The 23,168-nt window shown below is 46.5% G+C and carries 18 protein-coding genes and 1 rRNA gene; 13 read left to right on the forward strand and 6 right to left on the reverse strand.

Annotated features, from left to right (window positions below):
* The first annotated feature begins 239 nt into the window (after positions 1 to 239).
* The 7 genes from rrf to murQ all read left to right on the forward strand — a co-directional run bounded on the left by rrf (position 240) and on the right by murQ (position 6,948).
* Positions 240 to 356: ribosomal RNA gene (gene rrf, locus ACFQ0C_RS11400) — 5S ribosomal RNA — on the forward strand.
* A gap of 186 nt (positions 357 to 542) precedes the next feature.
* Positions 543 to 1,403 (forward strand): MurR/RpiR family transcriptional regulator, encoded by an 861-nt coding sequence (locus ACFQ0C_RS11405; protein ID WP_258218324.1) that lies wholly within the window; start codon positions 543 to 545, stop codon positions 1,401 to 1,403.
* A 184-nt stretch (positions 1,404 to 1,587) separates the two neighbouring features.
* A complete protein-coding gene (locus tag ACFQ0C_RS11410) occupies positions 1,588 to 2,904 on the forward strand; it encodes an ABC transporter substrate-binding protein (RefSeq protein WP_379366813.1) in 1,317 nt (438 codons plus the stop codon).
* Positions 2,905 to 2,940: 36 nt separating this feature from the next.
* Complete coding sequence (locus ACFQ0C_RS11415; RefSeq protein ID WP_379366816.1) at positions 2,941 to 3,897, forward strand: carbohydrate ABC transporter permease; 957 nt, start codon at positions 2,941 to 2,943, stop codon at positions 3,895 to 3,897.
* Positions 3,898 to 3,938: 41 nt separating this feature from the next.
* Positions 3,939 to 4,739 (forward strand): carbohydrate ABC transporter permease, encoded by an 801-nt coding sequence (locus tag ACFQ0C_RS11420; protein WP_379366889.1) that lies wholly within the window; start codon positions 3,939 to 3,941, stop codon positions 4,737 to 4,739.
* Positions 4,726 to 6,030, forward strand: coding sequence for an N-acetylglucosamine kinase (locus ACFQ0C_RS11425; protein WP_379366818.1), 1,305 nt, complete (start codon positions 4,726 to 4,728; stop codon positions 6,028 to 6,030). The genes ACFQ0C_RS11420 and ACFQ0C_RS11425 overlap by 14 nt, the downstream gene beginning before the upstream one ends.
* Complete coding sequence (gene murQ, locus ACFQ0C_RS11430) at positions 6,031 to 6,948, forward strand: N-acetylmuramic acid 6-phosphate etherase (RefSeq protein ID WP_379366820.1); 918 nt, start codon at positions 6,031 to 6,033, stop codon at positions 6,946 to 6,948.
* An 810-nt stretch (positions 6,949 to 7,758) separates the two neighbouring features.
* On the opposite strand, the gene nagA is transcribed toward murQ, so the two are convergent.
* The 4 genes from nagA to ACFQ0C_RS11450 all read right to left on the reverse strand — a co-directional run bounded on the left by nagA (position 7,759) and on the right by ACFQ0C_RS11450 (position 11,660).
* The gene (nagA, locus tag ACFQ0C_RS11435) at positions 7,759 to 8,949 is read right to left on the reverse strand and encodes an N-acetylglucosamine-6-phosphate deacetylase (RefSeq protein WP_379366822.1); all 1,191 of its coding nucleotides are present in this window, start codon (positions 8,947 to 8,949) and stop codon (positions 7,759 to 7,761) included.
* Complete coding sequence (gene nagB / locus ACFQ0C_RS11440) at positions 8,946 to 9,674, reverse strand: glucosamine-6-phosphate deaminase (protein ID WP_379366824.1); 729 nt, start codon at positions 9,672 to 9,674, stop codon at positions 8,946 to 8,948. Before nagB ends, nagA begins: the two co-directional genes overlap by 4 nt.
* Before the next feature lie 51 nt (positions 9,675 to 9,725).
* Positions 9,726 to 10,568 carry a MurR/RpiR family transcriptional regulator gene (locus ACFQ0C_RS11445; protein WP_379366826.1) on the reverse strand — a complete coding sequence of 281 codons (843 nt, stop codon included), beginning with the start codon at positions 10,566 to 10,568 and terminating at the stop codon, positions 9,726 to 9,728.
* Positions 10,569 to 10,760: 192 nt separating this feature from the next.
* Positions 10,761 to 11,660 carry an AraC family transcriptional regulator gene (locus ACFQ0C_RS11450; RefSeq protein ID WP_379366828.1) on the reverse strand — a complete coding sequence of 300 codons (900 nt, stop codon included), beginning with the start codon at positions 11,658 to 11,660 and terminating at the stop codon, positions 10,761 to 10,763.
* Positions 11,661 to 11,862: 202 nt separating this feature from the next.
* Between ACFQ0C_RS11450 and ACFQ0C_RS11455 the strand changes: the two genes are divergently transcribed.
* From ACFQ0C_RS11455 to ACFQ0C_RS11480, 6 genes are all read left to right on the forward strand, one after another.
* Entirely contained in the window at positions 11,863 to 13,731 is a 1,869-nt protein-coding gene (locus ACFQ0C_RS11455) for an ADP-ribosylglycohydrolase family protein (RefSeq protein ID WP_379366830.1), read from the forward strand.
* 56 nt (positions 13,732 to 13,787) lie between these two features.
* Positions 13,788 to 15,131 (forward strand): ABC transporter substrate-binding protein, encoded by a 1,344-nt coding sequence (locus tag ACFQ0C_RS11460; protein WP_379366832.1) that lies wholly within the window; start codon positions 13,788 to 13,790, stop codon positions 15,129 to 15,131.
* A 76-nt stretch (positions 15,132 to 15,207) separates the two neighbouring features.
* A complete protein-coding gene (locus ACFQ0C_RS11465; protein WP_379366834.1) occupies positions 15,208 to 16,077 on the forward strand; it encodes a carbohydrate ABC transporter permease in 870 nt (289 codons plus the stop codon).
* A gap of 57 nt (positions 16,078 to 16,134) precedes the next feature.
* The gene (locus ACFQ0C_RS11470; protein ID WP_379366836.1) at positions 16,135 to 16,923 is read left to right on the forward strand and encodes a carbohydrate ABC transporter permease; all 789 of its coding nucleotides are present in this window, start codon (positions 16,135 to 16,137) and stop codon (positions 16,921 to 16,923) included.
* A 40-nt stretch (positions 16,924 to 16,963) separates the two neighbouring features.
* A complete protein-coding gene (locus tag ACFQ0C_RS11475) occupies positions 16,964 to 18,892 on the forward strand; it encodes an ADP-ribosylglycohydrolase family protein (protein ID WP_379366838.1) in 1,929 nt (642 codons plus the stop codon).
* 16 nt (positions 18,893 to 18,908) lie between these two features.
* Entirely contained in the window at positions 18,909 to 19,736 is an 828-nt protein-coding gene (locus tag ACFQ0C_RS11480; RefSeq protein WP_379366840.1) for an amidohydrolase family protein, read from the forward strand.
* A gap of 831 nt (positions 19,737 to 20,567) precedes the next feature.
* Here ACFQ0C_RS11480 and ACFQ0C_RS11485 read toward each other — a convergent pair.
* Together ACFQ0C_RS11485 and ACFQ0C_RS11490 are read right to left on the reverse strand one after the other, a co-directional pair.
* Positions 20,568 to 22,223, reverse strand: coding sequence for an extracellular solute-binding protein (locus ACFQ0C_RS11485; RefSeq protein WP_379366842.1), 1,656 nt, complete (start codon positions 22,221 to 22,223; stop codon positions 20,568 to 20,570).
* Positions 22,224 to 22,278: 55 nt separating this feature from the next.
* Positions 22,279 to 23,157, reverse strand: a complete 879-nt coding sequence (locus tag ACFQ0C_RS11490; protein WP_258217940.1) for a carbohydrate ABC transporter permease — start codon at positions 23,155 to 23,157, stop codon at positions 22,279 to 22,281.
* Positions 23,158 to 23,168 lie beyond the last annotated feature (11 nt).

Here is a 23,168-nt window from a genome sequence, read left to right on the forward strand (position 1 = left end):
CGACGAGGTTGATAGGTTCGGGGTGGAAGTGCCGCAAGGTATGGAGCTGACGAATACTAATCGGTCGAGGGCTTATCCATAAATATCTGCGATGTGTAACATCGTTAGAACAAAGCGTTGCTCGACGCTGCTTGTTTCGGATCTAGTTTTCAGGGTGCAAGCCGCCTTGAATGGAAGTCAATGATGCTTCTTGGCAGAAGCATTCAACAAATTAGTTTTGCGCAAGCAAAACACCATCGTTTGGTGATGATGGCGGAGGGGAACCACGCGTTCCCATCTCGAACACGACCGTTAAGCCCTCCAGCGCCAATGGTACTTAGACCGCAGGGTCTTGGGAGAGTAGGACGTTGCCAAGCAAATTAAAGAAGCAGTCGATCTTATACAGATCGACTGCTTTTTGCATTTAATTAAATTTACTTCGATATGGACATTGAATGGAAATATTGTTTCACAAATGTATTTACAAAATGAAATATTATTTTATAATAAGATTAAGAAGTCGGAGTAAATTATTTCAAGAAGAGAGAGAAAGTGGGTGTTGTATGATTAATGGTGGGCTCGTCAGCATCCAGGAGGCACTCCATAGCTTAAAGCCGACAGAACGCAAGGTTGCCCAGTACATACTGGAGCATCCGGAGAAGGTAATGAATGCGTCGGTACAGAAGCTTTCAGAACTTGCCGGGGTTAGCGAAGCGACAATTGTACGGTTAGCACGTTCTCTTCATCTGAAGGGATTTCAAGAGCTTAAGCTGCGTATCGCAGGAGACCTGGCTAAATCTTCTCACAACATAACGAAATCATATCAGGAAATTCAAATTGACGGCTCGATCCCCGCTTTAATTCAATCGGTTTCACACAACAATGTTTTATCGATCCAAGATACCATGTCGGTGCTTTCGGAGCAAGATGTTGAAAAAGCAATTGATTGCCTAAGCAAAGCTAGAAGGGTGTATGTGTTCGGCGTTGGCGCTTCCTCAGTTATTGCGCAGGATTTCAAGCAAAAGCTATCCCGCATTAACAGATGGTGCGAAGCGGCGCCTGATTTTGACTCTCAAGCAACACTCGCTGCGAACATGACGGATGAGGATGTAGCTTTTGGCATCTCTTATTCAGGACAAACGGAGAATATTATTCAAACGCTCAAAATAGCCAAAGAAAGCGGAGCAACCATCATTTCATTAACGAAATTTGGGAGCAATCCCGTTGAGGAAGCTGCTGACATTCGATTATTCACAAGCTCTTTGGAGCAAAGCATTAGAAGTGGTGCGATGGCGTCGCGGATAGCGCAGTTGAATGTTATTGATATTTTGTACGTGGGAATCGCGAGCCGCACTTATGAAGAAAGTATCATGGCTTTAGATAAAACCCGAAATGCAGTAAAGGGCTCCAAACGAAATAGCTAAGCCTCTTAATTGATTGGGGTACAGGACATACAAGTGCCCGCCGACTCCTAAGGCTGTAGTAAAAATGTCGGACTCTTAGAAAATCAAGCTATTTATTCCTCATTGATGAGGTCTAAATATAGTAAAAAAGCAAGCGCTTACAGGTTTGATTATGCTAGCAAAACTCTAAGGAGGGTCAACGAGTATGAAACGTTTGGTTCAACTTTCTCTGGTATCGGTAGTAGCAATGAGTATGGTAGTAGGATGCAGTAAAACCGACCAACCAAGTCCACAAGGGACAGCACCGGCACCAGCAGCGCCTAAAGATACCAAAGCAGTAGAGCAGCCGCAGCAAAAGGTGAAGCTGACAATGGGCAGCTGGAGGACCGAGGATAAGGAAGCTTACGAGAAAATTATTAAAGAGTACCAGAAGAAAAACCCTAACGTGGAAATCGAATTCAAACCAACTAAAAACACCGAGTACAATACGGTATTAAATACGGCTCTGCAAACCGGAGGCGGTCCCGATATTATTCATCTTCGTCCATACGCTGCGGGTATTGCTTTGGCGGATGCCGGCTACCTTGAGCCGTTGGATTCAATAAAGGGCTTGGAGGTATTGTCCAAGGAAACATTGTCTGCAGCAACCGGCAAAGATGGTAAAGTCTACGGTGTGCCAACGGTATTCAGCTCAACGCAAATTTTTTACAATAAAAAGCTGTTCAAAAAGTTTAACATCCAAGAGCCCAAAACTTGGGATGAGCTGACAAAAGCGGCAGATACGCTGAAGCAAAATAAAATTGCTCCTTTTGCTTTTGGCTCCAAGGAAGGCTGGATTATTTCCCTGACACACGGGGCGCTCGGACCTGCAAGTTACGGAGGCAGTGACTTCGTGAAAAAGATAACCGCAGGTCAGACTAATTTTAAAAGCAAAGAGTTCGTAGAATCTCTGAAAGTGATGCAGGGGCTTGCGAAATATTTTCCGGATAACTACGTTGGTCTTTCTATGGATGATATGCGTAACCTATTTGTAACGGAGCAGGCTGGAATGATGGTGATGGGTGACTGGGAAATAGCTGTAATGAAAAAGATGAATCCCGATTTGGATATGGATTTGTTCCCGATTCCTGGGGCTGCGGCAGATAAGGCTTCTGTAACGACATGGGTGGATGGTTCTTTCTCGGTTAATTCCAAGTCAGCTAACAAGAAGGAAGCTTTGAAATTCGTTGAATATATGACGACGAAGGAGTTTGGCACACTGGTTGCCAATGAACTGAAAAAGCCTAGCACCATCCCTGGCATTGAGTCGAATGATGCGATGGTAACGAAAATTGCAAAACTAGCAAACAGCATTTCTACTCCTTATATGTTCGTAGTGCATTTCAGTGCAGGCAACCCGACCACTAAAGTTACATTGGAAACAGCCATGCAAGGAATGTACTTAGGCAAGCAGACACCTGAGCAGGTAGCTGAGGAAGTTCAGAAGAGCGCGGATACATGGTTTAAACCGGTGGCCAAATAAAGTGGAATTAGCTTAGAAAAAAGGCGGCGAGGCGTAATGAGTGAGGTTAATGTACAGATCCATGCATCCAATCACAAGCAGAATAAATTCAACTGGAGAAAAGGGTTTATTCATCTGTTCCCGCTTCCTGCCCTCGCCGTTTATACGCTATTTATCGTATATCCTATCCTTGCGGCATTCAGTTACAGCTTGTTTGATTGGAAGGGATTGCAGAAGGGTGCCTTTATCGGTATCGGCAACTTTGTAAAGCTGTTTACGACAGAGCCGTTTAATGGGCTGTTTTGGAATGCCTTCTGGCATAATTGGTACTACTTCATATTAGAGATGATTGTGCAAAATGGAATAGCCTTTATTTTGGCATATGTCATATTTTCCAAGGTGAAGGGTGCAGAATTGTTTAAAATGGCCTACTTTTTGCCGCGGCTCCTGTCTGTTATCGTTGTAGGATTTTTATGGAAGCTGATGCTTAATCCTAACTTCGGTGCGGTAAATGTGATCCTGAAGCAAGTCGGGCTTGGTGATTGGGCTCGTCCATGGTTAGGGGAACCGGCTACGGCTCTGACGGCAATTATTTTAGCGAACTGCTGGTTCGGGATAGGGTTCTCTGTGTTGATCTTTCTTGCGGGTTTGCAATCGATATCCCAGGAAGTAATTGAAGCGGCAAGGATGGACGGTGTGAAGGGCCTTCGTATGATCCGTTCGATTATTATGCCAATGATGGTGCAATCGCTGATTATTATTACTGTGTTTACGTTTGTTCATGCCTTTGAAGCTTTTGAATTGATTTATGCTATGCAAGGCTCGCAAGGTGAGCCGTATCATGCAACGGACACATTGGCCGTATTTTTCTACCGGACTGCGTTCGGAGGATCAAGTGGAGATGGCGTGGCTATTGGCTTAGGCTCTGCGTTGGCTGTTACATTGTTCTTCATTATTGCAGCATTGTCCGCGATGTTTATGGCATTTGTGAAAAAACGGGATATGGAGTATTAGAAGGGAGAGGATTGCTTGTGAGAGAACATAAGGGATTGCGCATGGGACAATATGTTATCGCGTATTTGTTCGCTGTCATCAGCCTCTACCCGATTTTTCTAATGCTGCTGTCGTCATTGAAAACGAATATTGAGATATTTAAAAACCCGATGGCTCTTCCAAAAATATGGAGTCTCGCCGCGTACCGTAAGCTTTTGGACCAGCTGCCCTATTTTGATTATTTTGGGAACAGTGTCATGGTAAGCGTAGTTTCGGTGGCACTTATCCTTGTTTTTGGCTCGTTGGCATCGTTTTATATCGCAAGGTATAACTTTAAATGGAATTCCGCATTATTCTTTTTTTTCCTTCTTGGGATGATGATTCCTATTAAGCTGGGGATTGTTCCGTTGTTCATGCTAATGAAAACCTTCGGTGTTTTAAATTCAAGTCTATCTTTGATTATGGTGTATGTGGCGATCGGGATTCCGCTGTCGGTGTTGATTTTGACCGGATTTTTCCGTACCTTGCCTAAGGAATTAGAAGAGGCTGCCAAAATTGACGGCTGCTCGGATCTGAGGGTGCTGCTTAGTATTATTACTCCTTTGATGCGTCCGGCGCTTGGCACGGTAATGATTATGAATTTTATTACGGTTTGGAATGATTTTTTCTTTCCCTTGATTTTTATTCAGGATGAGGCCAAGAAGACAATTCCAGTAGGGATGCTCACTTTATTCAGCGAGTATTCGACGGATTGGAGCGTGCTGTTCGCGGGTTTGACGCTGTCTTCGCTTCCGATGATTATTTTGTTCGCGGTGGCTTCCAAACAGTTTATGGAAGGGATGACCGCCGGTGCCGTTAAATAGGATTGAGTTGGAGCAAGAGCAGGAGCAAGAGCAGGAGCGAGGGCGAGAGCAAGAGCAAGGGCGAGAGCAAGGGCAAGGGCAAGGGCAAGGGCAAGGGCAAGAGCAGGAGCAAGGGCAAGAGCAGGAGCAAGGGCGAGGGCAAGAGCAGGAGCAAGGGCGAGAGCAAGAGCAGGAGCAAGGGCGAGAGCAAGGTCAGGAGCGAGGGCAGGAGCGAGAGCAAGGGCAAGAGCGAAGGCGGGAGCAAGGGCAGGAGCGAGGGCGAAAGCAGGAGTGCGAACGTGAAGTTTTAAAGCGGCAAAGGTTTATCGGTGTGGATGGTGGCGGGACAAAGACGGTTTGCATCATCGGTGACGGTTGCGGGAATGTTTTGGCGGTATGCAGCGGGGATTCTAGCAATATTAAATCAAGACCTTGGGATGAAGTGAAACAAATGCTGTGGACGCTCGTGGAGAGCGCTCTTGAATTGTCCAATAGTGATGAATCCCAACTGGTTCACGTCTACCTCGGTTTAGCAGGGGCAGATAGGCCGGAGGATAAGCAGCAGTTTATTGATTTTTTCAAAGGTGAATTCAAGTCGATAGTCCCTGTTACCGTTCAAAATGATGCTATAACTGCCTTAGCTGCGGGAACATGGGGTGAGGCTGGCATTGTATTGATATCTGGTACGGGCTCTATCGGATATGGTTACTTACCTGAAATGAATACTTGTGTACGTGTAGGCGGTTGGGGTTATTTGCTCGGTGATGAAGGAAGCGGCTTTGCTATCGGACAAAAAGCGTTGATGGCCGTAATGAAACAGCATGACGGACGTGGCAGATTTACAGCATTAACGGAGCTTGTTTTAAAGGAGTGGTCCTTACCGGACCCTAACCGGATCATTACTCATGTTTACAGCCAATCGAATGTACGCACAGAGGTCGCCGCTATTTCGAGGCTGGCTGTTGCAGCAGCAAAAGCAGGTGACGAAGTAGCTTGCGGCATTATCGTTGAGGCGGTTGAGCAATTGGGGGAGTTGGCTGTCACCGCAAAATTACGATTGTCTGAGCTTCAGCCTCATTTTGCACTAACTGGACTCCCGCTTGTTTTGAGCGGAGGGTTGTTCTCGGATGATTGGTTTATGTCTTTGCTCCAACAGCATGAGGAAATTCAAAAAAGCGGGTTAGTAATATGTCGATTGGGTCTTCCGCCAGTGGCAGGTTGTTACGTGCTTGCGCTTAAGCAGGCTGAAATTGAGATTACAGAATCAGTGAAACAGCGGATTGGGGCATGGGAGACAAGGAGGGAAGCTTAAGTGAAACACATCACAAGTCAACCCATTACAGAGCAAAGTAATGAGCAAACGACAAATTTGGATAAGCTTAGCGTCTCAGAAATTATTGGAATTATGAATGCGGAAGATCAGTCAGTGGCGTTTTCAGTGCAGCAGGCGCTGCCGGATATTAGCGCGGCGGTTAGCGGCATCGTTGAGAGGATGAAGCGAGGCGGAAGGCTCTTCTATATTGGCGCGGGAACAAGCGGCAGATTGGGGATACTCGATGCATCAGAGTGTCCCCCGACCTTTGGCGTAAACCGGGAGCTGGTGACCGGTATCATAGCAGGCGGCGAAGCGGCGATTATGACGGCGATTGAAAATGCCGAAGATGATGCAGACGCCGGAGCAAGAGACATCGAGGCGGTCATTACAGCCGCCGATGTGGTAGTTGGCATAGCCGCGAGCGGCAATACGCCGTATGTGATCGGCGCGATTAACCGGGCGCGGGAGCTCGGCGCGTTGACAGCGAGCGTGTCCTGCAATGGAGGAGCGAGACTGAGCGAGGCGGCGCAGTATGCCATTGAGGTGCCCGTAGGGCCAGAGGTCGTAACCGGTTCGACCCGGTTGAAGGCCGGCACGGCAACGAAGATGGTGTTGAACATGATCACGACAACGGTGATGATCAAGCTCGGTAAAGTGTACGGAAACCTGATGGTGAACGTACAGGCTACGAATTTGAAGCTGCGCGACCGTGTCGTGCGCATTGTGCAGGATGCTACCGGAGCCGATCAGGTAGCAGCTGCGGCACATGTGGAGCAAGCCGATGGTGATGCGCGGTTAGCGATTCTGATGATTCGATTTGGCATCGGAAAAGGGAAAGCGTTGGAAGCTTTGCAGCAGAGCAAGGATCACTTTGGTGATGCAATAGAGTGGCTAGAGAAGGAAAGCCTGACTTAGTGTTTTACATCTACTTAATAAGCAAGTGGCTTATGTAACTGAATAAACTGTAGTACAAAACAACATCCAAAAGGGATACCGGGTTTATTTCCTGTATTCCTTTTGGATGTTGTTTTAAGTGAAGGCGTGAGAGCAGATGTTCAAGGCTGCTTTTATTCCAGAGGTTACTTGGATTTTCGAGCGGCTGCTGAAGGGAAGGAAATAGATGGAAATCCTCCCGTTAATCTAGCCTGGATATCGTTTGAAAGCAATATAACTGGAAAAAGTACTGCTAATATAGCTGATATGGATGACTTAAGCCCGAATCCTTGGAATTAGCATGAGAAATTCCAGTTATAGGGAGGGGAATGCTATTTTTCGGAATAATTAACATGACATTTTCCTGATAAATGTGTGGAGTTTGCCAAGCTGCCATGCAAAGTCGCCCAAACCCCAAACCCCAAACCCCAAACCCCAAACCCCAAACCCCAAACCCCAAACCCCAAACCCCAAACCCCAAACCCCAAACCGAAGATTAACACACGTTGTATTCTCAGCAGAATGCAGAGATGAGGTCACTTACTCACCCAAGAAACTGCTGTCTCAAAAGGGTGAACCCTAGTTAGTGAACCCTAGTGAGTGAATCCCATAAAATGTGCAAAAGAACCCTCCCATAAAAAATGCACCCCCTAGAATTTCATCGGTTTAACCAAGGGTTATTCCAATGTCTATTCTACGGGGTGCACTCCAACTTCAAAGTGGAATTGAGGGTTCGTTTGCAACCAGCGAAGGGGGCAGTCCCAAAGTGACTTTTTGGGACTGCCCTCTTGACTAACGAATGACGCGTCCCTGGATCCAGACGCGTCCAAGCTCCAGCTGCTCATCGAGCAGCAGCACATCGGCTTGTTTGCCTGGCTGCAGCGCGCCAGTGACCTGATCGATGCCAAGACGGCGCGCAGGGTTGGCGCTCGCCATGCGGCTTGCATGCTCCACGCTGATGCCGGCGTTCTGCACGGCATAGCGGAACGCATCGATCATGGTCAGCGTGCTGCCTGCCAGGCTGTCGCCTTCTTTGAGCCGGGCAACGCCATCCAAGACGACAACGTCGAGGCCGCCGAGCTGGTAGTCGCCGTTGCCGAGACCGGCGGCTGAAATAGCGTCGGTGATGAGCAGGAGGTTGTCAGGTCCCTTCAGCTTCGCGAGCAGACCTATGACAGCCGGATGCACGTGATGGCCATCGGCGATAACCTCTGCCATGATGGCGGGGTTGCTCATCACGGCGCCGACGGTGCCGGGCTCACGATGGTGCAGCGCGCGCATCGCGTTGAAGGAATGCACCGCATGGCTTAATCCATGCTCCACCGCGAGCTGGACCTGCTCGTAAGAGGCATTCGTATGGCCAAGTGCGGCGATAATGCCTTTACTTGCCAGCGCTTCGATGTAGGGGAGAGCCCCTTCGTTTTCCGGGGCCAGCGTTTGCATACGAATTAGTTCGGGAAAACGCTGCGTCCAATCCTCCAGCCAAGCAAGCTGTGGTGCTGTAATGTGCTCGGGGTTTTGTGCCCCAGGCCACTTAGCGCTAATAAAAGGGCCTTCGAGATGAACGCCTAGAAGCTGGGCATAAGGCATCGCAGATTCGCGGTAGTGGCTGACTCTGCTTAACACCTTATCAATATCCGATTTCGGTGCTGTAACGGTGGTCGCCAGCATAACAGAAGTTCCATGCTGAGCATGAAACTGAGTAATGGCATCAAGGCCTGCACTATCGGCATCCATGAAATCATGTCCATAACCGCCGTGCACATGCACATCAATAAAGCCGGGCAGCAGCCAGCCATTACGTCCATCAATTACTTCGGCATGTTCATAAAGTGTAACAGGCGGAACGTTATTGCTATTGTCGCTAAGGCTTCCAATTTCTTCAATAAGCCCATCAACAAGGTGAACCCATCCATGTTCGATCACACCATCTGGAGTAACTACGTTTACATTATAAATATAGGCTGCCTGTTTCCCGCTCATTGAAATAACCTCCCGGCTTCAGAATCCATAAGTACGACGAGATGAGGATGCGTTTGCAGCAGAGAGGCAGGGCAATCTGTTGTAATCGGACCCGTAAGCGCCCGATGGACGATCTCCGCCTTGTCTTCTCCTTTAACTACGAGTAGGATCATCTTGGCCTTCAAAATGGTGCCTACCCCCATGGTCAAAGCGTGGCTCGGCACCTGCTCCATTGAATCAAAAAAGCGTGCATTCGCCTTACGCGTTTCCTCACGCAGCTCAACAATATGGGTTCCGCTAATTAATGCATGATCAGGCTCGTTGAAACCAATATGCCCATTGTGACCTAGGCCAAGCAGCTGCAGATCGATTTGGCCGGCTTGCTCCAGCAGCTTATCATAGTGAGCGCATTCCGCTTGTGCATCGGCCGCATTTCCATCTGGAATGTGTGCCTGGGCGCGTGGGAGATCAACATGATTGAATAAATGTAGGTTCATGTAATTGCGATAGCTCTCCGCATGTTCTTCAGGCAGGCCGACATATTCGTCCAGATTGAAGGTGGTGGTGTCACGAAAGCGGACGACTCCGCGCTGGTAGCTTTTGACGATTTCTTCGTAGATGCCTATAGGTGTGCCGCCGGTAGCTAGACCAAGAACAGCGCGAGGATTTGTTTGAACCAGGCCTGTGATGATGCCTGCTCCTGATTCATGAAGCTTGGCGTGTGTGTCAAAAGTTAAAAGATTCATGGTTGTGCTCCTTATTGTTTTTTGCCAGATCAACTGGCGTCAAAGTACGGCTTATCGGTATTTTTTGACCATTTGGAATGAGTTTTCCAGCCGTGGAACCAAGTCGTGAAATTGCTCGCTAATTAAACCGACGAATAAAATATCAATGATATGCAGCTGTGCGATCCGTGAAGCCATGTCTCCGCGGCGCATCCCTTCCTCCAAGGTGGAGGTGAATAAAGAAATATCCGCAAGCGAGGCCAGCTTGTTGCTGCCGAATTTAGTGAGCGATATTGTAGTTGCGCCATTCTCGGATGCACATTTGAATGCTGCGATGGTTTCGGAGGTTTCACCGGAATATGAAATGCCGATAGCCAGGTCATCCGGAGTTAAATTTGAAGCTGAAGTAACGGCCATATGCGGATCGGAAAAAGTAACGGCACGTTTGCCAATACGAATGAGCTTCTGATAAAAATCCTGGGCTACAAGCCCCGAGGTGGCAACTCCATAAATATCAATTTGTCGCGCTTGCTTCAGAGCATCTATAGCCTTTTCAAGCTGCTTCATGTCGAGAAGGCGGGTTGTATCCGTAATGGACCGCACATGATTGGCTTCCATAGCTTCCACAATTCGGGTGAGCGGGTTGCCTGCCACGATATCCTGATACGATTGCTCGATAGGCTGCTGGGCGAGCTCTGCGGCCAGCTTTACCTTGAACTCCGTATAGCCGGAAAAGTGAAATAACTTGCAGAATCGTGAAATCGTAGCTGTACTGCTGCCGGATTGCTGCGCTAGTTCTGTAATGCCCATTTGGGTGACCTGCTGAGATTGATCCAGAATATAGGCGGCAATTTCTTTCTCCTTGCGATTCATGGTTTCGAGCTGTTCACGGATTGCTGTTAATATTCCTGGCATATTACCCCTCTTAGAAATGAAAATTATTTTCTTGTTGATATAAAATATATGAAAAACATTTGCATCATAGCTCAACTATACAAAATTTGTCTTCTGATATCAACAACTATTGTGCTTGGCAGCAAAAAAACAGGTACCTCCGTTATAATACTGGAGAGTCACCTGTCTGATGTGCTTCTAAAAGTCCCAAATTTACCGCTGTCTCAAGTTATTTTCCCTATACTTGGACGGTGGCATACCTTCGAGCTGTTTAAATATTTTGCTGAAGTAAAAGGGGTCCTCAATCCCAATCTCACGCGCAATTTCTTGTATGGAGAGGCTGCTTTCCACAAGCAGATGCTTGGCTCTTTGGATACGCAGTTGGTGAATGTAGTGGACGATGTTCATTCCAGAGTGCTTTTTAAAAACCTGGCTTACATGCTCGTAGCTGCGGTTCATTTTCTTCTCGATGACTTCCTTGGTCAGGTCTGTTTGGTAAAAATCATGGAAAAAGCTTAGCAGCTGCCTGTATATATGGTAGGAACCGGGCAAAGTTATCGTTTGGAAATTTTGTTCAAGCAGGTCTGTCGAGATGATTTCGAGTATTTTGCAAAGATGCTGGGTAAGCCGGAAACGGAAGTAGCCTACCGGGTGCTTCATTTCTTTATCTAGATCTTCGAAATGATTCAGGATTTTGAATCGTTGGCTGGGCTTGAAGCGGCGTGGAATCAGCAATTGATCCGCATCGCTTGTTGTTGTTGTTCTTAATTCGTTTTTTTCGGCATGTAAAATTTCGTATTCGCTTATCGGTTTTGTCGAGGTGTCTAATTCCTTAAAGGGCGGATCGGGAGAAAACTGAACCCAGAAAAAAGCAGAGGCCCCTTCGGGCTTTCTCCATCCCATATGGCGTTCCCATGGATTCAGCAGAAAGGTTTCTCCGGCTTCCAGAATGAATTTCTCGTTCTCCACCTGCAAATAGACGGGGCCTTCCGATACCATAATCAATTGATAGTAAGGATTGTAGTGATAGGTATAAAATGATTCGTGCACATAATATTGCTTGGCCCATTTGACATCGAACACGGACAACCGTGAAGCTGCGTAATATTTCATTTTATCACCCTGATCTCCTCTGTCGAAAAGTGACTTCATAGTAGCATAGATGAATTCCTTTTGTCATGAGGCTTCGTAAACACCTTGACAAGTCTAGGATAAAAGATTTTATAATCTTAAGATCGTCAATGTTCTTTCTTTACTCATATTGGTAAATTGTTGTTGGGTAACAAAAACAATCAAATGCCATGGAGGATGAAGGATGGGAATCAGCAAGCTAAACGAGAAAGAGTATTACCGGAAGATATACGGAGGGTGGTTAGGGAAAAATATAGGCGGTACTTTGGGCTATCCCGTTGAAGGAAAGATGGAGCTGCTCGATTTGACTTATTATCCTGAATTGTCTGAGGGGCCATTACCTAATGATGATTTGGATCTGCAAATTGTTTGGCTGCATGCTCTGGAGCAATATGGTGCTCGCCTGACCGCAGCAGAGCTTGGACAAGAATGGATGGAGCATGTATTTTTTCCGTTTGATGAATATGGTTACGGCCTGGCGAATTTACGCAGAGGACTCATTCCTCCTGTAGCAGGCTGGTTTAACAATCCTTTTGCAGATTGCATGGGTTCGCCTATCCGCTCGGAGATCTGGGCGATGATTGCTCCGGGTTGTCCAGGCGTTGCCGCTTATTATGCGTATCAGGATGCGATTGTCGATCATGCCGGAGGTGAGGGTGTATACGGAGAGATGTTTTTTGCGGCCATTGAAAGCGCTGCCTTTTTCGAGTCAGACCGTGACCGGCTCATTCAAATCGGCTTAACCTACATTCCGGAGGAATGCCGTACGGCGAGGGCGGTGAACGCATTGCTGGAGTGGCATAAAGAAGGGAGAACGTGGACAGAAGCGAGAGAACTGATCTTGGAGCATCATGGACATCCCAACTTTACGGATGCTCCGCAAAACATTGCTTTTACCTTATTAGGCTGGCTGTATGGGGAAGATTTTGGCGACGCTATCTTGAAAGCGGTCAATTGCGGATATGATACCGATTGTACAGGAGCGACACTTGGAGCTATTCTTGGGATTATACTTGGACCTGAGAAGCTGCCTGAACGCTGGTTAAAGCCGGTTGGCGACCGGATAGCTGTTAATGCACCAATCAAAGGGTTCCCGATTCCGGAAACGCTGGATCAGCTCACGTCGCGAACTTTGAATATAGGTAAGGAAGTGGCGGCAGTATGGAATATTCCCGTTGAATTCGGGCAGGAGAAATCGACAACGGAGCTCCAGCCTGAGCTGCTCGAATTTTATGATCCACGTTGGCTTTGGAAGTATAGCTTTCAATCGAATCGGTATTTATTGCCGAAAGGTACGAAAAACAATATAGGTCTTGAGCTAATCATAGATTACGGGAATCAGGGACCTTCCATAGGGAAGGGGCAAAGCAAGGATATCGCAGTAACTTTAATCAACCGCTCGATGGAAGCTTGGGAGGGATGGCTAAAGCTTGCTGTGCCTGAAGGCTGGTGCGGGCTCACGGAGGAGAAGCTTGATCTTAAGCCGAATCAAGAAATGTCATGGACGCTGCAAGTAACGGCGAACGAGGAAATGAAGGCTTATTATCCGCTGCAGCTGGAAGTCGTGCGCTGTCATGATAATCAATTCTGGAACTCGGAAACCGTTCCGTTCTATTTGGTCAGCGCTACGCATTGGAAATTAAGCGGACCTGACAACGATGAATGGCAAGAGGCGATTATACCGGGCAACCGAATCGACTTTGCCGAAGCGTTACAGACATCAGAGGCTGGCTTGTATCGGGCGTCAACAACGCTGCATAATCCCGAAAGCAAGCAAATCAGATTAATCACGGCAACGGCAAGTCCGGTAAAAGCTTATTTGAATGGAAAACTGATCATTAACGATGATAATGAAACGGATTGCATGCCTGCCTTTCATCGTGCATTACCCTCCAAGCTGGCGGAAATTAAGCTGCCTGCCGGTGAGCATCTGCTTGAAATCGAAGCGGTGAAGGGGGATGGCCCTCTGGAGCTGTACGTGCTGCCCGTAGCTGTCAAAAATACGAGAACACCGGGTCCTTTTTACTTCTATACGGATGTTTTGTTCACTTAATAGCTTCGGATGTTTTATATCTGGATTGTTGATCGAAGAAAAGGGGAGCGATAATTTTGAAGAAAAGATCAATCGGTATTTTAACGTCATTAACATTAATAACCTCTGCATTGCTGTCAGCTTGCGGAGGAAACGAGGCAGCGCCCGGTACGAACGCCAGCAATCCATCTGCTAAAACGGCGGGTCCCGTCACATTGAATTGGTGGTCCTGGAATCCGGATGAAAACAAAGCGAAAACCTATGTCGACGCATTTAATGCTTCCCAAACCGAAATCAAGGTGAATTACAAGCGCTATGAATTTACAGATTACGTAAAAACGCTGAAGCTGGCCATGATTTCAGTAGATGAAGTAGATATTTTCGGCTTGCAGGCAGGGGCGATGATCAAGGAATATAGCGAATTTACGGAGGATCTGGCGCCTTATGCCAAGAAAGAATGGGGGAATGATTGGCAAAGCCGATTTTATGATCTGGGCTTAAAGCAGTTGATGTCCGGGGAAAAGGCTCCTGCGCTTCCTTGGTTTGTTTCTGCTGCAGGCTATCTGTTTTACAACAACACGATTATGGAAAAGGAAGGGCTTCAGCCTCCCAAAACCTATGCGGAATGGATTGATGTAAGCAAAAAGCTGCAGGCAAAAGGAATTACGCCTTATATTCAGGGCGGCAAGGATGCTTGGCAAAATCTCGATATGTTCATTGCTCTATCCAACGAATTCGATCCTGGTAAAATCTACGCAGCCGAAGAAGGCAAAGCGAAATGGACGGAGCCGGGTCTTGTCAAAGCCGCATCGGTGTGGAAGGAAATGTTCGAGAACGGAATTATGCAGAAAGGCGCTCTAGGCAGCGGCTTCTACCCGGATTCGTATGATAAATTCAACAAAGGTGAGGCGGCTATGACGCTGCTTGGAACCTGGAATGACAACCGGATGACCAAAACTATTCTGCAAACGCATCGGCAGAAATACGGTGTAACGGTTGATTATGAATTTATACCTGCTCCTTTTCCTGATATGAACGGAGACGGAAAACCCGGCAAGCTCTTCGGAGGTCCGGACGTTGCCTTGGCGATAAATAAAAACAGCAAAAAGAAGGATGCTGCGTGGAAATTTATGAAATGGCTGGAGTCTGAAGATGGACAGAAAATTAATGCTAAATATTTGATGATGCCGGCGATTAAAGGGATAGACGTTGATGACAGCGATGTCCTTACACAAAGACAGAAGGATAACATGAAACAGCAAATGAAGGATTTGGAAAACAGCTTGGGCAGGAGAGAGCTGATTTATCCGGAAGTGAAATCAGCGCTTGGAGATGCTCTGCAGATGATCGCTACCGGCAAAACTTCGCCTGAAGATGGAATGAAATACGTACAGGCAGCCTCGGAGAAAACAAGCCGTTAACCGGTTTACTCTCGCAAAAATCCGCTTTAGGGCGGATTTTTGTGAGAAACAGTATGTTGTAGGGGGATTTGACAAGATGAATCTAAAGCTGCACCGAAGGATAAATGTTTTGTATATACTGCCGATTTTTTTGTTTCTGGGCGTGTTTATTTACTATTCTTTATTCGATACCTTTCTCACAAGCTTGTACAAATGGAACGGAATCAGCAAAGACAAGACATTTATCGGATTAGACAATTACGTACAGTTATTCACAGATCCGATTTTTTATCAGGCTATCCGCAATACGTTTGTATATATGGTTCTAACCATTGTAGTCCAAATGCTTCTTGGACTTTTTATCGCGCTGCTGTTGAAAACGAATGTAAAGCTGAAAGCTTTATATAAAATTGTTTTTTTCCTGCCCGTAGTTTTATCCCATTCGGTTGTATCTTATGTGTTCAGGCATATATACGATGCAAATGACGGGAGTCTTAACCGTGCATTGGAGGCGATAGGTTTTGACGCTTTTGCGTTGTCTTGGCTGGCTGATCCCGATATCGCGCTTTATTCGATCATCGTCATTAATATATGGGCTTGGACGGGATTCAGCTTTGTCATGTATTACGCCGCATTGACTTTAATCGACAAGGAGCTGTATGAAGCAGCCAAAATCGATGGGGCAAGCCCGTTCCGTACTATAGTCAGCATCACGTTTCCGCTGCTGCGGTCGACGCATTTTTCGTTGATCATTCTTGGCGTTATAGGCTCTTTAAAGCAATTTGATTACGTATTTCTGACAACAGGCGGCGGTCCGGGCAGGTCAACGGAATTGCTGTCCACGTACATATATAAAAAGGCCATATTGGAGTATAATGCGGGCTATTCGTCAGCGATGGCTGTTATTTTATTAGTGCTTGCCTTACTCATAACCGTCATCCAATTACGTGCTTACCGCAATCGTTAGTACCGTTTACTTACTTTCATGTTGCTTTCACTAAAGTGAAATTATTAGGAGGATCATATGTTAACGGATTCCAGTAAAAAAACAACGATTATCTCACAGCTGATCCTGACTGTCCTTGCTGTTGTATTCGCTATCCCGTTGATCATCATGCTCATGGTTTCTTTTCAAGGCGAGGGGATTGGCAATTACATAGCTGTATTGACGCATCCCGCGATACCGCGCTTTTTTCTGAACAGCTTGATTGTTTCCGTATGCACGATCGTTCTTGTTTTTTGCATCACATTGCTTGCTGCTTATGCTTTCTCCAAGCTGGAGCTTCCGGCCAAAGGAGCGCTGTTCAATCTCATCCTGATGGGTTTGATGATCCCTTCGGTTGCCTTGATTGTGCCCTTGTTCCTCATTGTAAAAAACTTAGGTCTGTTTAACAATTATTTCTCGTTGATTGGTCCTATCTGTGCATTTACGCTGCCGTTTACGCTACTGCTCTCCAAAAATTTCATGGATGATTTGCCGAACCAGCTGCTGGATGCCGCGCGGATCGACGGCTGCGGATCTTTTAAAGCGTTGTTGTTTATCATTGTGCCTTTATGCAAACCGATGTCCGTGGTTGTTATCATTTGGGGATTTCTCAATTCGTGGAATGAATACTTTCTGGCGCTTGTTTTTATGAGAAAAGAATCGATGCAGACCATAACACAGGCACCACAATTTTTCACGGACACCTACTCGTCGGATACAGGCAAAATTTTTGCTGCACTCGTATTGATCAGTATCCCGGTTGTTGTCCTTTATTTGAGCTTGCAGAAATATTTCGAGGACGGGATGACTACAGGTTCTATTAAATAAGAAAAGCTATTTTTAAATCAGAAAGCGGGGATAACATTACATGAGAACGATTAGCTATGATACCTACTATGACAAAGTATATGGGGGTTGGATTGGCAAATGTATCGGGGGAAATATTGGCGCCTGCGTGGAAAATAACAAACATTTGATGGATTTGCAGGAGGAGGAGGTGTTTCCGGAGGAAATACCTCCTAACGACGATTTGGACCTCCAGCTGCTGTGGCTGCAAGTATTAGAGCATACTGGGGTGCACCTAACCGGAAAGGACTTAGCAGAGGCATGGCTTCAATATTGCTGGTATCCGTTCAACGAGTACGGCTATTTTTTGCATAACTATCAAAGGTATATTCATCCTCCGGTTTCCGGCTCGTTTAATAACCATTATTTCGCAGAGTCGATGGGCTCGCCCATCCGCTCGGAAATATGGGGAATGATCTCGGTAGGCAATGCGGAGCTGGCTAAAGCTTATGCTTACGAGGATGCGACGCTGGATCATGAGAAGGAATCCGTCTGGGGCGAGCAGATGCTGGCGGCTATGGAAGCGGAAGCTTTCTTCGAGGATAATATGGACCGTCTCATTGAAGCGGGGCTTACGCATATTCCTTCTGACAGCGGGCTTTACCGATGCATCAGATACATTCAACAGCTGCACAATGAGCAAGTGGAATGGACAACAGCAAGGCAGCGGATGCTCGAGCAGTTCGGACATCCGGACGCTTCCAAAGCGGTGCAAAATATAGGGATTACCGTTCTTGCTCTCTTGTACGGCGAGGGTGACTTTGCCCAAACGCAGATGATCAGTCTCAACTGCGGCTATGATACGGATTGCACCTGCGCGACGGCAGGGGCCATTTTCGGTATTATGCACGGGGCGTCGCAGCTGCCTGAGCTGTGGAAAAACCAAGCGAAAGACACGTTTACCGTAGGCATTGATGTCGTAAGGCCTTCATCGCTTATTTCTGATTTGGCGACAGATACATGCCGGGTTGGCGTTGCCTTGACGCGGTCCTTAAATTCCGTAGTGTCCATACAGGATGTCCCTGCCGATCTTGGAGTTGAACGAATACCTGTTGCAAGAAAGCACAAAGAAATCGCTATCGATGTTGATTATTTAGGAGTGCCTGCCGTTGGCTTCGGGGAAACCAAGCAAGTAGCCTTGACTGTTACTAATAATACAGATGGGACTACGCGCGGGAAATTGCTGTTGTCTGTTCCCGAGGGATTTGAGATTAGCCCGCAGGAGGTTCAGCTTACTATTGGTGCAGGAGATAGCTTCGTTCAGGCGGTGTACATCCATGTTACGGAAACGGAGAAAGTCATTCCCGCTGGAATTACGGTTAGCGCCGTTTATGAATCCGGTGGAAGGGAGGCTGGGAGAGCTCAATTCGGTCTGGCAGGCTCGCAATCGTATTATGTGATGGGGCCTTTCTGGGATTTGTACGATACGAAGGAGCATGATAGCTGTCCGTTCTACGATCCTGTCCACAACAGAAAGTCGCGTCCGAGAGGTCCGGCGAGCTTTAACAATTATGTAAACCTGGAGAAGGCTTATATAAATGAAGCTTCTTTTGAACAATTGCCGGCCGGAGGAGCTCATTTTAATTCCCCGGAGCACAAAATCAACCTTGAGGATTGGTTCGGTATGGAGGGGCCAGCTTGCTTTTATCTGATTCAAGATATCGATTCATTGGAAGAACTGGATGTCAGAATCATGATAGGGAATAATAACGGGTTTAAATTATGGGTTAATGATGAGCTTGCTGCACAAAGCAGTGAAGCTTGCTTCTGGATGCCGTATAATCATGATATTGCGGTTCGTTTGCGCCAAGGAAGAAACCGGATTGTTTCGAAGCTGGTCCGCGTAGGAGAGAAGCTGGATTACAGCTTCGGCATTGCGGAATCGGTGCCGCACAGTCCGAGACATTTCAGCTGGGTTAACGGCTTGAGCAGTATCGTAATTACCCCTTAAGGAGGTGGAGTACCCGATGCGTATTGATTCCCATCAGCACTATTGGATAACAGAGCGCGGAGATTATGGGTGGTTAACGCCGGATAAAGGCATTTTGTTTGCTGATTATTTGCCTGAGCAGTTGGATGAGCAGCTGCAGCGTTATGGATTTGAGCGCACGATTGTTGTGCAGGCGGCGCCGACGATGGAAGAGACGGAGTTCATGCTTTCCTTATATGAGAAGTATGACAGCATAGCTGGAGTTGTCGGATGGCTTGATCTGGATTCGCCCGATTTTGCGAATCATTATACAAGGTTCCGCCAGCATAAAGGTTTTGTCGGCTTTCGGCCGATGATTCAGGACCTGCCTGATCCGTGGATTTTAAGAAAGACGGTTATGGATAATCTGAAGCTTGTTGTGAAAGATGAGTTTCCTATTGATTTGCAGCTAAGACCACGTCATCTTCCCTATATGCTGGAAGCTCTCCGAGCTTACCCTACTTTGACAGCGGTAGTGGATCATGCGGCTAAGCCATTTATAGCAGAAGGTATTCTGGAGCCTTGGAAATCCCACATGACAGAGCTGGCTGCTTACCCGAATGTAATGTGCAAGCTATCCGGTCTGGTTACCGAAGCGGATCAAGCGGGGTGGAAGCATGAGGATCTGGCTCCCTATGTGGAGCATATGGTTCAAGTGTTCGGTACACAACGCATCATGTTTGGAAGCGATTGGCCGGTATGCTTGACCACCTGCAGCTACGGTGAGGTGTATGAGGCTTTACAGAAGGCACTGCCGAGGGAGCTTTCGGCGGAAGAGGATGAGGCCATTTATGGTGGCAACGCAAGCAGGTTTTATAAGCTTTAAACTAGTTGGAGCTTAGTCAAAAAAAACGCCAAACCTCTGATCATGAGGCTTGGCGTTTTTCTTAAGAAATAAGGGTTAGCTGGAATGATTTTGGTAAGAACTCGAGAAGCATCACGTAGTCTCAACAAGACGTCGGGCGGGAGGAACAGGGATGCGCTATTTGGATATGCACACGTAAACATTCAAGTGAAACGGAAGTACGATCACTTATTTGCTTGAAATAAGGGCAATTCGGCAGCTTTTAGACGAAATAACGGATCGTAGTTCCGTGGAATGATGAATTCGAAGGAATGTAAGACAAATAGAGGAATGACGTTCCGTAAGAGGAAATTATGAGCTAGAGGGTTGCACATGCACACAAGAAAACCGCCAGGAAACAAGTTTCCCTGACGGTTTTCTTTAAGAGACGAGAAAGTATAAGTTTGAGGGGTTACCTTTGAAGCTCGTGTTTCCACCGCTGCAAGCCTATAATTCGAGGGAACACGAGCTTCAACAGCGGCCAGAATACCACATCATTCCACCCCACGCACAAACGTAAAGGGTACAGCAAGGACGCCGCAAGGCGGTTTTCTTATAATAACAGACTTTATAAGTTTTCAGCGGAGCTAAAGAAGTCTGATATTGCAAGAAAAGCTACAATAAATACACGAATGTATCTTCCTTGAAAGGGCTCCGATCAGAAGTTTTTCTTATAATAACAGACTTTATAAGCTTTCAGCGGAGCGGAACAAGTCTGTTATTGCAAGAAAAGCTGCCTCTTAGACACGAATGTTTCTTCATCGAGAGGGCTTCGAATAGAAGCTTTTCTTACTACAGCTCTAGCTGTGAAACTTACTTTCTTGCATTGAAGCGATCGAAGGCAGCCTGATAAATCTTGTTGGCATCGTCAATGCCCATACTCTTCAGCCTTTTTTGGAATTCATCAATTTTGCTTACCGGATCGGCGCCCATAATAATTCTAAGAACGGTTTCTTGCTTATACGTATTGATGTCGCTCATAATCGAGCCCAGCTTGGAGCTCTCATCGGTCGTTAAGCTAAGCGATGTTGTCGTATTCAAGGAAGTATCCGCGCTTGCGAAGGTTTTAATAGAGTCCTGCTGCTCTGGGAACGGCAAGGATATTTGACTCCAAGCGTCGTATTCCATCACTTTTGTATGTCCAAATACAGGTGTTGCGTAGCGGTAAATGGCTTGCTGAGGTGATTTGCCATCTTTACTTTTCATAATATCTTCTGAAAAGGATTTCTTGCCATCTTTAACTACATAGCTTTTGCCTTCCACACCCCAGTTCAGAAGAGCCTGACCTTCATCTGAGTACATGTAGTCAATGAGCCTAACGATTTCTTTAGGGTATTTGGAGCTCTTGGTAATGATAGCCGAAAGGCCGACCTTTTGAATAGTGGATGCCGAATAGTTATAAGCTTTGCCGCCTGGGCCGATTGGAGGCTTAACCCCGATTAATGAAAAGTTTGGATTTTTGGTTCTGGCGGCTGTGGTCGTGTTGCCGATGATAGATCCAAGCGAGCCATAAGTGGTACCGACCAATTCATTCTGCAGCTTTGTTGTTAAACCCTTAGCATCCGTAGAAGCGAATTCGGAATCGATCAGTCCTTCTTTGTACCAGGAAGCCATTGTTGTCAAGAAGTCCTTGTATTGTGGCTGCATAGGCCCGTAAAGCAGCTTTCCGCTTGCAGGGTCTTTATAAAATCCATCCAAAATCCCCCAAGCAGCGGTGAATTCGGACATTCCGCTTCCGACACCCCCAAGCGCTGTGCCACTTGGACTTTTGGCAATGCTATAAGGGATCTCATCGGCTTTACCATTGCCATTCGGATCTTTTTCTTTAAAAGCTTTTAATACAGTGTGCCATTCGTCAATCGTAGTAGGCGGTTTCAAACCAAGCTTATCGAGCCAGTCCTTGCGGGTAATCAGACCGTTATAGCTTGTTCTCATCGGATCGGGATCCAATTGGAAGAAAGCTGGGTACGTTCCATCATCCAGAGTAACGAACTTTTTTAAATCCGGGTATTTATCGATTGTTTTTTTGTAGTTAACGGCATACTTGTCCATATAATCGTTCAGCTTGATCGCAATACCATCATTAATTAGTCCTGTTAAGCCTCTAGGAACCGTTCCCCAATCCCAGAATACAACATCCGGATAATCGCCTGAAGCCAGCATAACATTCAATGCATCGGGAGTATTGGGTGGATGCACAAATTCAATATGAATTCCCGTCTTTTTTTCCAACTCTTTAAACGCTTCCATTTCTCCCATGCTTTTCAATTCAGTTTCCACGTAATTTCGTTGATACCATTTGATTGTGATCGGTTTTTGCGTGATAGGCATCGTTAAGGTTTCAGGAGCGCCCTTATCCGGTGCCGCAGGTGTATTGGCTGCTTCTTTGCCGCTGCTGGAGCAGCCGGCCAGTGCACCGCCCAGTAGAACGGAAGCCAATAGTGAGCTAACTAATTTATTTACTTTCATGAAAATTTCCCCCTACACTTTTTAGTTTATATTCCCGAATGGAAGTAATTGTGGCTTAGCCTTTGATGGCGCCGATCATAACGCCTTTGGCAAAATACTTTTGCAGAAAAGGATATACAAGCAGCACCGGGATAGTTGCAACCATAATGGTCGTATATTTGATGACCTCGCTCATGTCCTGACCTTTTTGGTCAACTCCAAGGGATACCATCATGTCATCGGTGCTGTTGCCGATCAATATATTTCGGAGAACAAGCTGCAAAGGAAATAGCTCCGACTTGTTCAAGTAAATAGATGCATTAAACCATGCATTCCAATGTCCAACGCCGTAGTACAATATCATTACTGAAATAACCGGCATGGATAGCGGGATAATAATTTTGAGTAAAATAACCCAATCTCCAGCACCGTCAAGCTTCGCAGATTCCTCCAGGCTCTCCGGGATCGATTGAAAATAAGTTCTCATAATAATGAGATTCATCGTACTGATCAAGCCTGGTAAAACAATGGCGCCCATTGTATTTAAAAGTCCCAAGCCCTTTATCATAAGATAGGTTGGAATCAAGCCCCCGCTAAAAAACATTGTAAATACGACGAACATCATAACATGGTTTCGCAGCATAACTCCTCTGCGGGAAAGCGCATACGCCATTAATGACGTCACAATGATATTTAGCGTAGTTCCTACCACTACATAGATTAGAGTGTTCTTGTAGCCGGTTAGGATCAAATTATTGCTGAGCACAAGCTTGTATGCTTCCCATTGGAAGCCGCGTGGAAACAACAGTAAACCGCTGTGGCCTGCAAGCTCTGAAGGGCTGCTAATGGAAGCGAAAGCTACGTGCAAAAATGGATATAATGTGGCAATGGTCAGTAAACCTAGAAGGATGACATTCGTTGTATCAAAAAGAGTCTCGCCTATGTTTCGTTTCACATGTTTCACTC

The sequence above is a fragment of the Paenibacillus sp. GCM10027630 genome (genome assembly GCF_042676305.1).
GTDB lineage: Bacteria > Bacillota > Bacilli > Paenibacillales > NBRC-103111 > Paenibacillus_S.